Source organism: Bradyrhizobium sp. CCBAU 45389, assembly GCF_028128625.1.
GTDB lineage: Bacteria > Pseudomonadota > Alphaproteobacteria > Rhizobiales > Xanthobacteraceae > Bradyrhizobium > Bradyrhizobium liaoningense_B.
This window is the reverse complement of record NZ_LBIY01000095.1, coordinates 465,351-478,604: the sequence shown is the minus strand read 5'-3', so window position 1 is coordinate 478,604 and position 13,254 is coordinate 465,351. Positions and strand designations below refer to the sequence as shown.

Annotated in this window: 16 protein-coding genes; 12 read left to right on the top strand and 4 right to left on the bottom strand. The window is 65.9% G+C overall.

Features of this window, described 5'->3' with window-relative positions; genetic code table 11:
* Positions 1-201 precede the first annotated feature (201 nt).
* The 5 genes from XH79_RS29335 to XH79_RS29315 all read left to right on the top strand — a co-directional run bounded on the left by XH79_RS29335 (position 202) and on the right by XH79_RS29315 (position 4,828).
* Positions 202-2,016, top strand: coding sequence for a long-chain-acyl-CoA synthetase (locus XH79_RS29335; protein ID WP_271583860.1), 1,815 nt, complete (start codon positions 202-204; stop codon positions 2,014-2,016).
* A gap of 146 nt (positions 2,017-2,162) precedes the next feature.
* Positions 2,163-2,408, top strand: coding sequence for an acyl carrier protein (locus XH79_RS29330; RefSeq protein ID WP_015688794.1), 246 nt, complete (start codon positions 2,163-2,165; stop codon positions 2,406-2,408).
* Positions 2,395-3,777: a class I adenylate-forming enzyme family protein gene (locus tag XH79_RS29325; protein ID WP_271583859.1), complete on the top strand. Its 1,383-nt coding sequence runs from the start codon at positions 2,395-2,397 to the stop codon at positions 3,775-3,777. The genes XH79_RS29330 and XH79_RS29325 overlap by 14 nt, the downstream gene beginning before the upstream one ends.
* The gene (locus tag XH79_RS29320; protein ID WP_271583858.1) at positions 3,770-4,492 is read left to right on the top strand and encodes an SDR family NAD(P)-dependent oxidoreductase; all 723 of its coding nucleotides are present in this window, start codon (positions 3,770-3,772) and stop codon (positions 4,490-4,492) included. The genes XH79_RS29325 and XH79_RS29320 overlap by 8 nt, the downstream gene beginning before the upstream one ends.
* A 126-nt stretch (positions 4,493-4,618) precedes the next feature.
* On the top strand, positions 4,619-4,828 hold the full coding sequence (locus tag XH79_RS29315) for a hypothetical protein (RefSeq protein ID WP_212342118.1): 210 nt from the start codon (positions 4,619-4,621) through the stop codon (positions 4,826-4,828).
* A gap of 4 nt (positions 4,829-4,832) precedes the next feature.
* On the opposite strand, the gene XH79_RS29310 is transcribed toward XH79_RS29315, so the two are convergent.
* The gene (locus XH79_RS29310) at positions 4,833-5,222 is read right to left on the bottom strand and encodes a hypothetical protein (RefSeq protein ID WP_271583857.1); all 390 of its coding nucleotides are present in this window, start codon (positions 5,220-5,222) and stop codon (positions 4,833-4,835) included.
* 203 nt (positions 5,223-5,425) lie between these two features.
* Between XH79_RS29310 and XH79_RS29305 the strand changes: the two genes are divergently transcribed.
* A complete protein-coding gene (locus tag XH79_RS29305) occupies positions 5,426-6,580 on the top strand; it encodes a DUF3095 domain-containing protein (RefSeq protein ID WP_271583856.1) in 1,155 nt (384 codons plus the stop codon).
* Here XH79_RS29305 and XH79_RS29300 read toward each other — a convergent pair.
* The 3 genes from XH79_RS29300 to XH79_RS29290 form a co-directional block, all read right to left on the bottom strand.
* Positions 6,577-7,011, bottom strand: coding sequence for a DUF2147 domain-containing protein (locus XH79_RS29300; protein WP_212342113.1), 435 nt, complete (start codon positions 7,009-7,011; stop codon positions 6,577-6,579). The genes XH79_RS29305 and XH79_RS29300 overlap by 4 nt on opposite strands.
* A gap of 95 nt (positions 7,012-7,106) precedes the next feature.
* Positions 7,107-8,495, bottom strand: coding sequence for an MATE family efflux transporter (locus tag XH79_RS29295; protein ID WP_271583941.1), 1,389 nt, complete (start codon positions 8,493-8,495; stop codon positions 7,107-7,109).
* Between the two features lie 83 nt (positions 8,496-8,578).
* Positions 8,579-9,106, bottom strand: coding sequence for a GNAT family N-acetyltransferase (locus tag XH79_RS29290; RefSeq protein ID WP_271583855.1), 528 nt, complete (start codon positions 9,104-9,106; stop codon positions 8,579-8,581).
* 242 nt (positions 9,107-9,348) lie between these two features.
* On the opposite strand from XH79_RS29290, the gene XH79_RS29285 reads away from it, so the two are divergent.
* The 6 genes from XH79_RS29285 to XH79_RS29260 all read left to right on the top strand — a co-directional run bounded on the left by XH79_RS29285 (position 9,349) and on the right by XH79_RS29260 (position 13,252).
* Positions 9,349-9,945 (top strand): superoxide dismutase, encoded by a 597-nt coding sequence (locus XH79_RS29285; RefSeq protein ID WP_166082753.1) that lies wholly within the window; start codon positions 9,349-9,351, stop codon positions 9,943-9,945.
* 281 nt (positions 9,946-10,226) lie between these two features.
* Positions 10,227-10,838 carry a permease gene (locus tag XH79_RS29280; RefSeq protein ID WP_212342111.1) on the top strand — a complete coding sequence of 204 codons (612 nt, stop codon included), beginning with the start codon at positions 10,227-10,229 and terminating at the stop codon, positions 10,836-10,838.
* Positions 10,835-11,335, top strand: coding sequence for a hypothetical protein (locus XH79_RS29275; protein ID WP_212342110.1), 501 nt, complete (start codon positions 10,835-10,837; stop codon positions 11,333-11,335). Before XH79_RS29280 ends, XH79_RS29275 begins: the two co-directional genes overlap by 4 nt.
* 43 nt (positions 11,336-11,378) lie before the next feature.
* The gene (locus XH79_RS29270; protein WP_018648561.1) at positions 11,379-11,621 is read left to right on the top strand and encodes a hypothetical protein; all 243 of its coding nucleotides are present in this window, start codon (positions 11,379-11,381) and stop codon (positions 11,619-11,621) included.
* Positions 11,622-11,623: 2 nt separating this feature from the next.
* Entirely contained in the window at positions 11,624-12,376 is a 753-nt protein-coding gene (locus XH79_RS29265; RefSeq protein ID WP_271583854.1) for a metal ABC transporter ATP-binding protein, read from the top strand.
* Between the two features lie 6 nt (positions 12,377-12,382).
* Complete coding sequence (locus XH79_RS29260; protein ID WP_271583853.1) at positions 12,383-13,252, top strand: metal ABC transporter permease; 870 nt, start codon at positions 12,383-12,385, stop codon at positions 13,250-13,252.
* Positions 13,253-13,254 lie beyond the last annotated feature (2 nt).

The window sequence follows — 13,254 nt, the reverse complement described above, 5'->3', positions numbered from 1 at the left end:
GCGGGCGCGGGATGCGCGCAGCGCGCCCGAATGACTGGACCTGCTATCGCAAGAATCGCCCCGGGCCGCACGCCGTTCCCGCCGGCTTGGTAAAGGATGACTAGAGTTAATCGCGCACTAACCGGCTTTTACCTTGTCTCTTAACGCCTGGGCAGGACGCGCGAGCTAAGCTGCCGGCAACAGCAGACACGTTCCGAAAGAATGAACGGCATGACCACCGGCGTCACCGAGCAACCGAAAGCCGCGCGCGCGCCGTCGGCATCCAAGATCTGGCTGAAGGCCATCGAGCTCACCGCGCGGATCGAGGCGCTGCCGGGCCGCCTGTTCGCCGACGTCGTCGACGATTGGGCGCAGCGCCAGCCCGACCGCGTTGCGCTGATCGCCGATGACGCAACGCTTGATTACGAAGGCCTGGCGAAACGCGTTACCAGCTATGCGCGCTGGGCGCGCTCGGTCGGCGTTGCCAAGGGCGATACCGTTGCGCTGATCATGCCGAACGGCATCGACTATGTCGCGGCGTGGCTCGGCATCAGCCGGATCGGCGGTGTGGTTGCGCTGATCAACACCAGGCTCGTCGGCCAATCGCTCGCGCATTGCCTCGATGTCGCAAGTCCCCTGCACATCATCGTCGCGCACGATCTGGTGACGACGCTGGAGAGCGCGAAGCCGCATCTGAAGACGGAATCAAAGATCTGGACCCATGGCGATGCCCGCAGCGAGCGCGCCATCGACGTGGCGCTCGCCGCGCTCGACGACGGTCCGCTGCTGGCGGATGAACGTGGCGACGTCACCATCGACGACCGTGCGCTGCTGATCTACACCTCCGGCACCACGGGCCTGCCGAAGGCGGCGAGCATCAGCCATCGCCGCATTCTCAATTGGGGTTTCTGGTTCGCCGGCCTCACCGGTGCGAGCCCGCAGGACCGGCTCTACGACTGCCTGCCGCTGTTTCACTCGGTCGGCGGCATCGTCGCGCCCTGCAGCATGTTGGCTGCCGGCGGCTCGGTGGCGATCGCCGAAAAATTCTCGGCCTCGCAGTTCTGGCCCGACATCGTCAGGCACGACTGCACGCTGTTCCAGTATATCGGCGAGCTTTGCCGCTATCTGCTCAAGGCACCGCCGTCGGAATACGAGAACCGGCATCGGCTGCGGCTCGTCTGCGGCAACGGCCTGCGCGGCGACATCTGGGAAGATTTTCAGGGCCGCTTCGCCATTCCCCGCATGCTCGAATTCTATGCGGCCACCGAAGGCAATTTCTCGCTATTCAACGTCGAGGGACAGGTGGGCGCGATCGGACGCATTCCGCCGCTGCTTGCGCATCGCTTTCCCGCCGGCATCGTCAAGCTCGACCCTGACAGTGGCGCGCCGCTGCGCAATGAAGACGGCTTCTGCCTCGCCTGCGCCCGCGGCGAGGCCGGCGAAGCGATCGGCCGCATCGGCACCGCGGACCAGGGCGGCGGCCGCTTCGAGGGCTATACCGATGCCGGCGAGACCGAGAAGAAGATTTTGCGCGACGTCTTCGCCAAGGGCGATGCCTGGTTCCGCACCGGCGACTTAATGCGGCTCGACGACAAGGGCTTCTTTCATTTCGTCGACCGCATCGGCGACACCTTCCGCTGGAAGGGCGAGAACGTCGCGACCTCGGAGGTGAACGATGCCGTGCGCGATTTCACCGGCGTGGTCGACGCCACCACCTATGGCGTCAGCATTCCCGGTACCGACGGCCGCGCCGGCATGAGCGCGATCGTCGTGAACGAGGGCTTTGAGATCACCGCACTGCCTGCGCATCTCAGCCAGCGCCTGCCGGCTTACGCCTGCCCGGTCTTCATCCGCATCTCGCGCGAGCTTGATGCCACCGAGACCTTCAAGCAGAAGAAGGGCGAGCTGGCCCGCGAGGGCTTTGACCCGGCCGCGGTCTCCGATCCGCTGTTCATGCTCGAGCCCAAGTCCGGCGCCTATGTTGCGCTCGATTCCAATACCTATGCCGAGATCGTCGACGGTACGATCCGGCTCTAACCGCAACCAAAATCCGGTAGATAGGTCCAATTTTATCTGAATTGTCCAAGAAGCCATTTACTTCTGTCGGGTAAACAGACGGCCATGGGGAGGCGGTCATCAAGAGCCGCCGCAACACTGCGATCGACAACAAAAGAGAGCCAGCCATGTCGGTAAGGTCTAAGGTCATCGAAGCGATCCAGCAGATCGCCAAGGAGCAGCACGTCACGCTGCCCGCGCTTTCGGACGATCTGTCCCTGCACGAGACGGGCTTCGACTCGCTCGCCTTCGCCATCCTGGTCGCCCGCCTCGAGGATGAGACCGGTGTCGATCCCTTCACCATTTCCGAGGACGCAGCGTTCCCCGCCACGGTGGGCGATTTCGTGCGGGCCTACGAAAATGTCCCCGCGTGAAATCTTTGCGCTCCGCGACCATCTCGGCGCGGAGCTGAAGGGCCGCACGATCTCCGATGCGCATGATGTCGTGTCGCTGACCGACATCCTGTCGCAGACGGTCCTGGCCGGCCGGCTGCACGAATTGTCCGGCCGCGCCGTGCTGCTCAAGCTGTCCGACCAGCTCCGGTCGGGCCTTGCCATGATCGAGCTCGACGGTATCGCCCGTCGCATGCTGCTGTGTCCGCCGGACCTCAACCCGGCGCATCTCGACGCGCTGATCGCCGATGCCTGGATCGATGCCGTCGTCACCGACGAGCCCGATCGCTGGGCGGAGACCGGCGTGCCGCTCATCGTCACCGCGCAATTTCCGCTTCAAGCCACGGCGCCGGCAAGGACCGAGCGCGCCACCGAATGGCTGATGCTCACCTCGGGCACCTCCGGTGTACCCAAGATCGCCGGCCACACCCTGGAAGCGCTGACCGGCGCCATCGTCGCCGAAGGCCCCGCGCGCGGACCTGCGCCGGTCTGGGCCACGTTCTACGACATCCGCCGCTATGGCGGCCTGCAGATCTTCCTCCGCGCCGTTCTCTCCGGCGGCTCGATGGTGCTGTCCGATCCGCATGAGGCGCTCGCCGATCACGTCGCGCGGCTGAATGCGCGCGGCGTCTCGCACATCTCCGGCACGCCCTCGCATTGGCGCAAGCTCCTGATGAGCGGTTCGGCGGCGCACTTCGCGCCGCGCTACGTCCGTCTCTCCGGCGAGATCGCCGACCAGGCCGTGCTGGACGGCCTCGAGGCGGCGTTCCCCAATTCCTCCGTCGGCCATGCCTATGCCTCGACCGAGGCCGGCGTCGGCTTCGCCGTCAATGACGGGCTCGAGGGTTTTCCGGCCGACTATCTGGGCAACCGCAACGGCGTCGAGATGAAGGTCGTGGACGGCTCGCTGCGGATCCGCTCGGCGCGCACGGCCCATGCTTACATCGGCCGCAATGCGGCCGCGCTCGCCGACGAGGACGGGTTTGTCGACAGCGGCGACATTGTCGAATTGCGCGGCGACCGCTATTATTTTGTCGGCCGCCGTGGCGGCATCATCAATATTGGCGGACTGAAGGTCCATCCTGAAGAGATCGAAGCGGTGATCAATCGTCACGCGGATGTGCGGATGTCGCGGGCCAAATCGCGCAAGAGCCCGATTACCGGCGGCATCGTCGTTGCGGACGTGATCCTCTCCGAGGGCACCGATCAGGCCCGGGTGAAGGAGATCCGCGACCAGATCCTGGAGCAGTGCCGCGCCCAGCTCGCGTCCCACAAGGTGCCGGCGGTGATCCGCTTCGTCGAAGCGCTCGACGTCACCCCGGCCGGAAAACTGGCGCGCACCGATGCATAACGTTCTCGTCACCGGCGGCAGCCGCGGCATTGGCCTTGCGATCGGCAAGCGTCTGGTCGCTGCCGGCTTCAACGTGATCGCGGCGGCGCGGCGCGAGAGCGACGAGCTCAAGGCGGCCATCGCCGCCTCCGACGGCCGGTTGCATTTCCGCGCCTGCGACCTTGCCGTGATCGACGCGATTCCCGCTTTCGCAAAGCTCGTGCGCGACGAGTTCGGTCCGATCTACGGCCTCGTCAACAATGCCGGCCTCGGCACTGAAGGCCTGCTCGCCACCATGCACAATTCCGAGATCGAGGCGCTGGTGCAGCTCAACGTGCTGTCGCCGATCATCCTCACCAAATATGTGGCGCGGCAGATGATGGCCGACGGCGCCGGCCGCATCATCAACATCTCATCGATCATCGCGACCACCGGCTACAACGGCCTCTCCGTCTATGGGGCGACCAAGGCGGCCGCGACCGGCTTCACCCGGTCGCTCGCGCGCGAGGTCGGCAAGCTCGGCATCACCGTGAACGCGATCGCGCCTGGTTTCATCGACACCGAGCTCACGCACAATCTCTCGGATGAAGGCCGCAAGCGCATCGCGGGCCGCAGCGCGCTGCGCCGTCTGCCGGAGACGGATGACGTCGCACGCATGGTGGAATATCTCCTGGGCGAGGGCGGCCGCAACGTCACCGGTACCGTGTTCACGGTCGACGCAGGGAATACGGCGTAAGCGGAACCGAGCTGCCACAATTGCGTTGATCCGGCGCAATGACAGCACGCCGGATTTGGTCGTAAGATGCCCCGCAATCGATTGGGTTACGTCAATCGATCTGCCCTAATCGAAGGGGAGCAGTCGATGGCCACTTCAAACATGACCGCTTCAAGTCAGGCTCTGACCGAGCCATCGCGCGCGAAGCCGGATGACGCCCGCTGTCCGCCGATGTCGCATCAGAATTCCGGCGATCACGGCTACGAGATGTACCCGCAGCAATTCGTGCGTCTGGTCGGTTGCCACGACGTCCCTGCATCCAAGCTGCGCAAGCGCCAGGACGAGAAGCTGCATTAAGCCTTCAGGTCCGATGCTGCTTCGGCAGGTCAATCCGTTGGTGTGAGAATTCCGGCGGCCCCTCGGTGAGGCGGCGGATACGGCGATCGCGTTCGTCCTCCGGCAAGGCGGGATCGAGCAGCGCCTCGATCTCGTGCACCGCCAGCTCCTCGATCCGGGTGGCGTCCGATGCAACCGAATGCGCTGATGCCGGCGCGGCGGGCGCGATCTTCAGGCCAAGCTCGACCAGCTTGCAGATCGCATCCGAGCGCGACAGTTGATGGACCTCGGCCCAGGCATCCACGGCGGCGGTGAGCATCTCCGGCATTTTGACCGCACTGATCGCATCGAGCCCGGTGCGCCGGCGAACCGGCGAGGCGGAGTCCTTGCTGCCGAAATCAGACACCCCGATCATCCCCGCGCGACCGTTTCAGATGGACCAACCGTAAACGTCATTCGCGGCCGGCTGTTTGATGCCGATCAATGACCATCTGCGGCATTGCGGCGCGCTGCGATCTTGTTGTCCGGCTCCGTTTCGGCCAATGATCGGGAAGCGAACCCTGATCGACCCTGCCACGTATCTGATTTCGGACGCTCCCAACCATCCGGCCTCACCCGATGACATCAGGCGAATCCTTCTACGGCGGCATTCCCGTCTTCCGCGGCTTCACCAGCCTGATGGATCCCTCGCTCTACGCGCCGCTGCCGGACGATTGGAGCATCGGTGTCGCCGACATCGTCGATTCCACCAAGGCGATTGCGGCGCAGCGCTACAAGGCGGTCAACATGGCCGGTGCGGCCGTGATCGCGGCGGTGACCAATGCGCTGGAGGGGCGGGAATTCCCCTTCGTGTTCGGCGGCGACGGCGCGAGCTTTGCGGTCGCGCCCGGCGATCTCGACCGCGCCCGCGATGCGCTGGCGGCGACGGCAACCTGGGTGCGGGAGGATCTCGATCTGAAGATGCGCATCGCGCTGGTGCCGGTGAGCGCCATCCGGGCGCAGGGCCTCGATGTGCGCGTCGCGCGTTTCGGTCCGTCGCCGAACCTGTCCTACGCGATGTTCTCCGGCGGCGGGCTTGCCTGGGCCGATGCCGCGATGAAGCGCGGCGAGTTCGCCGTGTCGGAAGCGCCCGCCGGGACGCAACCTGACCTCTCCGGCCTGTCGTGCCGCTTCGAGGTGATGCCGGCTGCGCGCGGCCTGATCCTGTCGGTGCTGGTGATGCCGGTGCGCGGCGTCGATCCGCAGGCCTTCCGCAAGGTGATCGAGGACATCATTCATCTCGTCGAGCGCAGCCCGGAGGGTGGCCGCCCGGTGCCGCCGCAGGGGCCGCCACTGAAATGGCCGCCGCAGGGGCTGGACTTCGAAGCCCGCACCAGGCGCGGCGGTCCATTGATCGCGCGCAGAGCCAGCGTGCTGGCCTATACATTGTTCGCCTATCTGATCATGCGCTTCGACATCAAGATCGGCGGTTTCGTGCCCAGCCTCTACAAACGCCAGGTCGTCGAGAATTCCGACTTCCGCAAATATGACGACGGCCTGCGCATGATTCTCGACTGCACGCCGCAGCTCGAGCGCGCGTTGAGCGATCGTCTCGCGGCCGCCGCGCGCGACGGCGTCGTGCGCTACGGCCTCTATCAGCAGGATGCCGCGATGATGACCTGCTTCACGCCGTCGGCGCTGCGCAGCGATCACGTACACTTCATTGACGGCGCGCGGGGCGGTTACGCCTCGGCGGCGACGGCGCTGAAGGCGATGATGGCGGCGGCGAGCTAGCGCCCCGCGCGCGTCCAGGTCTCGCCGCCGCAGAGCGCGCCGACGCAGCCTTCGACCCGCAATGAATCCGCGCCCGTGACCGTGACGCTGCTCGCATAGGTGCTGCCGTCATCGGCATTGTAGATCTGGCCGGACCATTTGTTCGGAGCTGACGGCTGCATGCCGCTGAACAGCGGCAGGCCGATCATCGGGCGCTTTGCGAGCGCGGGATTGGGATTCTTGCTGTCGGTGGCGGGCTGGCCGGTCGCGGTGTCCATGGGCTCGCGCAGCCAGACGATGTGGCCGCAGATGCCGCCGCCGCACTTGCCGATCTTCACGCGGGCATCGCCCGCCTGGGTGAGCCAGGTCCCGTCGGCGCTCTGCGCATGCGCGGCCGTCGCGCCAAGCAGCGCAGTCAGGATGACGGAGAGGATGGCGAATCTGCTGAACATGGAGAGGCCCCGAAAATGGAGGCGCCTCCATAGCAGCCCGGCAGGATAGTGCAACGCCGGATTGAATCACATTCCTGCGCGCGATTTGCCTGCGCTCATTTGCCCCAGCGGGCGAACGCGACCGACGCGGCCGTCAAGAGCCCGAACACGACCATGGCGCCGCCGACCAGCGCGAACAAGGTCCAGGCCGGCGCCTGCGCGATCATGAGGCCGATGCCGCCGATTGCGACGATCAGCAGCCGCGCTGTGGAGGCCAGCACCGGACCGCCGACGCGCGCGGCGCCTTGCGAGGAGAAATACAGCGACACGCCCATGCCGAAGAACACGAAGGCCGGACCTGCAAAGTGGAAGTAGCTGTGCGCCGCCGCCGTGACGCCGGGATCGCGCGTGAACAGCGACACCCACAGTGCGGGATCGAGCGCGACGACGAGGCCGATCGTACCGACGGTGAGGCCGGAGGCCGCTGCCGCCGTCCAGGCCACGCGCCGCGCGCGTTTCACTTGTCCGGCACCCATCGCCATGCCGACCATCGGCACCGAGGCGATGCCGAAGGCGAAGGTGATCGGGATCAGCAAGAATTCTAGCCGCGAGCCGATGCCGTAGCCGGCCAGCATCTCGGTGCCGAAGGTCGCGAGGATTTTCGTGAAGATCAGGATGGTGAGTACGGTCTGGAGCGGCGACAGGCAGGCGACCGCGCCCACTTTAAGGATGTCCAGGAACATCGCGCGCTCGAAATGGAACGCGCGGAGGTCGAGTTGCAGCCGGCTGCGGCCGGAGAGGAGATACCAGAGAAAGAAGATCGCGGCGCAGCTGAACGCGATCAGCTGGCCGCTCGCAACGCCGGGCATGCCAAATTGCGGTGCGCCGAACAGGCCGAGCCCCAGCGTGCCGCCGAGCGCGATCTGGAGCACGCTCGCCCCGATCAGAATCATGGACGGCAGGCGCATGTCGCCGGTGCCTCGGATCACGGACGCGAGCGTGTTGACGAGCCAGATCGCGACCGCGCCGGAGAACAGCACCTGCGAATAGCCGCTGGCTTCCTCGAGCACGCGCTCGCGGCCGCCGAGCAGCGTGAAGAACGAGCGGCCGAACGCCAGCATCATCACAGTGAAGAACAGCCCGCCGCAGAGGCCGATGATGGCGGCGTGCAGCGCCAGTGTCGCGGCGCGGTCGCGATTTCCCGCGCCGAGCGCGCGGCTGATCGCCGAGGAGACACCGCCGCCCATCGCGCCCGCACTCATCATCTGCGTCAGCATCGCGAACGGAAACACCAGCGCGATCGCAGCCAGCGGAATGGTGCCGAGCCGGCCGATATAGGAGGTCTCGGCAATCGCGACCAGCGTGCTGCCGACCATCGCGACCATGTTGGGGATCGCGAGCCGCAACAGCGTCGGCAGGATCGGCGCCGTCAGCAGGCCGGCGATGGGGGAGGCGGCGGCCGGGGCTCGGGGCGGCACGGCGTCTAGCGGGGCGTCGATCGTCATGTGCCACGGTGCGGAATATTGGATGATGATCGACATATTATAGAGCCGGCGCGGCCCGCGCCAGCCCCCATCTCACGCAGGGCTCACCACGGCAGACCGCATAGGTCGATGGTGCCCAGCGTCGGGGCCCGAACGATGTTGAAGACGTAGGGGGCCATGTAGTCGAAACGGATTCGCCCCTCCGGCTGCTCGCAATAGACCTCGCCCTTGAAGGGCAGCCAGCTGCGGGCCTCGTAGAACGCGAAATTGTGCGGCTCGCAGAACAGGAGCCCGAAGCGGACCGCCTCGTTGGCGCGCATGGTATGCACCGCGGCGTCGATCGCGATGGTCGCGTAGCCGCGGCCGCGCCGGTCCTCGCGCGTGCAGACGCCGCCGATGCCGCCGACATGAACCTTCTGTCCGTTCCAGGTCACGGTGCGGAAGTAGACGCCGACATGGCAGACGAGGCCGTCCTCGGGCGTCTCGAGCAGCACGCGCAGATGGGCGTTGTCCCATTTGACGTGGCTCCAGGCTGGCTTCTCCGCGGCGTCTTGGCCCCAGACCGCGCTGAGCAGCGGCTCGGCAATCGGCCACGAGGCGTCGCCGTTCAAAATGTCGATCTCGATACTCATGGCGTCGTCCTTCACAGCTCCGCTTCGTGGCGCGTTTGTTCTGTCTTAAGCGCTTCAAAGGCAATGATATTTTATGGCGAACCGCAGGTTTGATCGACCGTGGCCCGTTGCGACGAATTTGTGCAGTCGGGCAAAGCCACCCCGTCACGCCTTTTCGCAAATTCTGAGGTATTTAATGGCGGCGGAACCTTCTATAAGGGGTGACCGTTAGAACGTTCCCCACCAGTTGCGGACAAGAACCCATGACCTTTACGCTGCCCCCACTCCCTTACGCCTATGACGCCCTCGGCCAGTTCATGTCGAAGGAGACGCTGGAATTCCATCACGACAAGCATCATCAGGCCTACGTCACCAACGGCAACAACGCGCTCAAGGGGACCGAATGGGAAGGCAAGTCCCTTGAGGAGATCGTCAAGGGCTCGTTCGGCAAGAACCCCGCGGTGTTCAACAATGCCGGCCAGCACTACAACCACATCCACTTCTGGAGCTGGATGAAGCCCAATGGCGGCGGCACCAAGCTCCCGGGCAAGCTCGAGAAGAAAATCAACGAGGACCTCGGCGGCTTCGAGAAGTTCAAGACCGACTTCCAGGCGGCCGGCGTCGGCCAGTTCGGCTCCGGCTGGGCCTGGCTCCAGGTCAAGAACGGTAAGCTCGAGATCTCCAAGACCCCGAACGGCGAGAATCCGCTGGTGCACGGCGCCACCCCGATCCTCGGCGTCGACGTCTGGGAGCACTCCTACTACATCGACTACCGCAACCGTCGTCCCGACTATCTCAAGGCGTTCGTCGAGAACCTCGTGAACTGGGAATACGTCGAGTCCCTGTTCGACAAGGCGTAAGGCCTCGCTGTCATTCCGGGGCGCCCGCAGGGCGAACCCGGAATCCAGAAGTTGTGGCGCGAGATTCTCAGGTGCGCAATTGCGCACCAGAGTTCGCACTTCGTGCGCCCCGGAATGGCGGAAGTAAAAAGGCGGTCGCATGCGCGGCCGCCTTTTTGCTGTGCGGAATTCGCCGAACGAGTCCTGCGCGGCGCGCGTATCGGCCTGTGATCGTACCGTTTGCATCGCGTTGGCGGCGCCCTTAATCAGGATGGGCATCACCCTCGATACGACCGAGCCCGTTGTCAGAACTTTCCCCGAAAGCCCCGGCGCCTGCCGAGGACGCGGAGTCCGAGCCGCGGCCGGGGCGCGTGCGCAAGCCGATCGGCTGGTCGACCATCATCATCGCGGCCCTGGTGGCGGTGAGCGCGACGCTGGTCTGGCGGCGTGACGGCACCGACGGTGTTCTCGACATCCTCACCCATGACCTGTCGCTGTTCGGCGGCATCCTGCCGCGCGTGCTGGCCGGCTGCCTGCTCGGGGCCTTCATCTCTGAGATCCTGCCGCACGAAAGAGTCTCGCGCTCGCTCGGGCCGAAATCCGGCCTGATGGGCCTTCTGATCGGCACCGCCTTCGGCGCGATCCTGCCCGGCGGTCCCTTCACCGCCTATCCGGTGGCGAGCGCGCTGCTCGCGGTCGGCGCCGATTTCGGCGCCACCATCGCCATGGTCGTCAGCTGGACGCTGATCGGCTACGGCCGGGCGGTCGCCTGGGAAATCCCGATCATGGGCACGGATTTCACGCTGTGGCGGATTGTGATCTCGCTGCCGCTTCCGGTACTCGCGGGCGCCCTCGGCCGCTTCGTCTATGTCCGGCTCTATCCGAAGCCGCTCGCGAAGGATGACGAGAGTTGAGCGCAGCGCTCCTGATCGACATCCTGCTGTGGGGCTCGGTGCTTGGCGTCGGGCTGATCGCCTTCCGCCGCGGCCCGCCGGTGTTCAAGGCCTCCTTGCGCGAAGGTTCGATGGACTTCATCAACATCGTGCCGCGGATTGCGCTGGGCGTGATCGGCTCCGGCTACATCGCCGCGATCATCCCGCAGGAGGTGATCACCGGCTGGCTCGGCCCGGACAGCGGCTGGCTCGGTGTTGCCACCGCCGTGGTCGCCGGGGCGGCCACCCCCGGCGGCCCGGTGATCGGCTTCTCCATCGGGACTGTCGCGCTGAAGTCGGGCGGCGGGGTGCCGCAGGTGGTCGCCTATGTCGTGGCCTGGGCCTTGTTTGCCTTCCAGCGGGTCATTTTGTGGGAAATCCCGTTCATGCCGGCCCGTTTCGTCTGGTTCCGCTGCGCCGTCTCGGTTCCGTTCCCGTTCGTCGCCGCTGCCATCGCCATGGTGATCGGGAAGCCCTGACCCCGGCGTGGACAGGCGTAATGTTATAATATAACGTTCTCGGATGGTTCCCGCCGCGTCCCACGCCCACCAGCACGACCATGCTCATGGCCACTCTCACGGCCATTCCCATGACCATGCGCATGGGCACGACCACACCCACGCCCATGTCCACGATGCAGCCTCGCCGCATCCGGCCCAGGCGGCGCCCTGGTCGATCCTGCGCATGACCATGGCGGGCCGGCTCGCGGCCGCGCTCGCCGTCTGCGCCGTGCTCTGGGGCGTGGTCTTCCTGGCGATGAGGTGAGGATGGCGGCGCTGCATTTCCATAACGTCACGCTGGGCTATGACCGGCATCCGGCCGTGCATCATCTCGGCGGCGAGGTCGCCCCGGGCGCGCTGGTCGCGGTGATCGGCCCGAACGGCGCCGGCAAGTCGACCTTGCTGCGCGGCATCGTCGGCATCCTCAAGCCGCTCGACGGCAGCATCCATCTCGGCGGGCTCGATGCCCGCGACATCGCCTATCTGCCGCAGAGCGCGGAGATCGACCGCAGCTTCCCGATCTCGGTGTTCGATTTCGTCGGCACCGGGCTGTGGCGCGGCACGGGCCTGTTCGGCGGCATCGGCAAGGCCGCGCGCGAAAAGATCCTGCGCGCGATCGCGTCGGTTGGCCTCAATGGTTTCGAGAACCGGCCGATCGGCACGCTCTCCGGCGGCCAGATGCAGCGCGTGCTGTTCGCGCGCGTGCTGCTTCAGGACGCAAGCCTGATCGTGCTCGACGAGCCTTTCAACGCCATCGACAGCAAGACCACGACCGATTTGCTCGCACTGGTGAAGCACTGGCATGGCGAAGGCCGAACCGTGCTGGCCGCGCTGCACGACATGGAGATGGTGCGCAACCATTTCAGCGAGACGCTGGTGCTGGCGCGCGGTCCCGTGGCCTGGGGGCCGACGGCGGAGGTGCTGACGCCGGAGAACCTGATGGTCGCGATGCGGATGTGCGAGGCCTTCGACGACACCGCCGCGGCCTGTGGCGAAGATGGGCGCTCGCAGGCGGCGTGACACCAGATGATCTATGACGCGCTGATCGGCCCGTTCACCGAGTTCGAGTTCATGCGGCGGGCGCTTGCCGCGGTGATCGCGCTGTCGCTGGCGGGCGCGCCGATCGGCGTGTTCCTGATGCTGCGGCGGATGAGCCTCGTCGGCGACGCCATGGCGCATGCGATCCTGCCCGGCGCCGCCATCGGCTTCCTGCTCTCCGGCCTCAATTTGTTTGCGATGACGGCCGGCGGCCTGATCGCCGGCTTTGCGGTTGCGATCCTCGCAGGCGTCGTCGCGCGCTCGACCGGGCTGAAGGAGGACGCTTCGCTCGCGACCTTCTACCTGGCCTCGCTGGCGCTCGGTGTCACCATCGTCTCGATCAAGGGCACCAATATCGACCTGCTCCACGTCTTGTTCGGCAACATCCTCGCGATGGACGACCAGACGCTGCTGGTGGTGGCCTTCAATGCCACGGTCACGCTGCTGGTGCTCGCGGTGATCTACCGCCCGCTGGTGATCGAGAGTGTCGATCCGCTGTTCCTGCGTACCGTGAGCCGGGCCGGTGGACCCGCGCATCTCGCCTTCCTGGCGCTGGTCGTCATCAATCTCGTCAACGGCTTTCAGGCGCTGGGCACGCTGCTCGCGGTGGGGCTCATGATCCTGCCCGCGGGTATCGCAAGGTTCTGGTCGCGCGATCTCACCGCGATGATCTGCATCGCCGTGGTGGCCGCCGCTGTCTCCGGCTATGCCGGCCTCGTGCTTTCGTTCCAGACCCGCGTGCCCTCGGGCCCTGCGATCATTCTGGTGGCGACGGTGCTGTACATCGTCTCCGTGCTGTTCGGCCGTGTCGGCGGCATCGTCCGGCAGCTGTTTCCCGGCCGGCATCTGGAAGCGTGACG

Bases quoted from the DNA above. Each gene is read 5' to 3' on its own strand.
- XH79_RS29310 (WP_271583857.1), bottom strand. From the start codon at position 5,222: ATGATCGGGGTGTCTGATTTCGGCAGCAAGGACTCCGCCTCGCCGGTT.
- XH79_RS29285 (WP_166082753.1), top strand. From the start codon at position 9,349: ATGACCTTTACGCTGCCCCCACTCCCTTACGCCTATGACGCCCTCGGC.
- XH79_RS29260 (WP_271583853.1), top strand. From the start codon at position 12,383: ATGATCTATGACGCGCTGATCGGCCCGTTCACCGAGTTCGAGTTCATG.
- XH79_RS29305 (WP_271583856.1), top strand. From the start codon at position 5,426: ATGACATCAGGCGAATCCTTCTACGGCGGCATTCCCGTCTTCCGCGGC.
- XH79_RS29290 (WP_271583855.1), bottom strand. From the start codon at position 9,106: ATGAGTATCGAGATCGACATTTTGAACGGCGACGCCTCGTGGCCGATT.
- XH79_RS29300 (WP_212342113.1), bottom strand. From the start codon at position 7,011: ATGTTCAGCAGATTCGCCATCCTCTCCGTCATCCTGACTGCGCTGCTT.
- XH79_RS29335 (WP_271583860.1), top strand. From the start codon at position 202: ATGAACGGCATGACCACCGGCGTCACCGAGCAACCGAAAGCCGCGCGC.
- XH79_RS29295 (WP_271583941.1), bottom strand. From the start codon at position 8,495: ATGACGATCGACGCCCCGCTAGACGCCGTGCCGCCCCGAGCCCCGGCC.
- XH79_RS29270 (WP_018648561.1), top strand. From the start codon at position 11,379: ATGGTTCCCGCCGCGTCCCACGCCCACCAGCACGACCATGCTCATGGC.
- XH79_RS29265 (WP_271583854.1), top strand. From the start codon at position 11,624: ATGGCGGCGCTGCATTTCCATAACGTCACGCTGGGCTATGACCGGCAT.
- XH79_RS29325 (WP_271583859.1), top strand. From the start codon at position 2,395: ATGTCCCCGCGTGAAATCTTTGCGCTCCGCGACCATCTCGGCGCGGAG.
- XH79_RS29315 (WP_212342118.1), top strand. From the start codon at position 4,619: ATGGCCACTTCAAACATGACCGCTTCAAGTCAGGCTCTGACCGAGCCA.
- XH79_RS29330 (WP_015688794.1), top strand. From the start codon at position 2,163: ATGTCGGTAAGGTCTAAGGTCATCGAAGCGATCCAGCAGATCGCCAAG.
- XH79_RS29320 (WP_271583858.1), top strand. From the start codon at position 3,770: ATGCATAACGTTCTCGTCACCGGCGGCAGCCGCGGCATTGGCCTTGCG.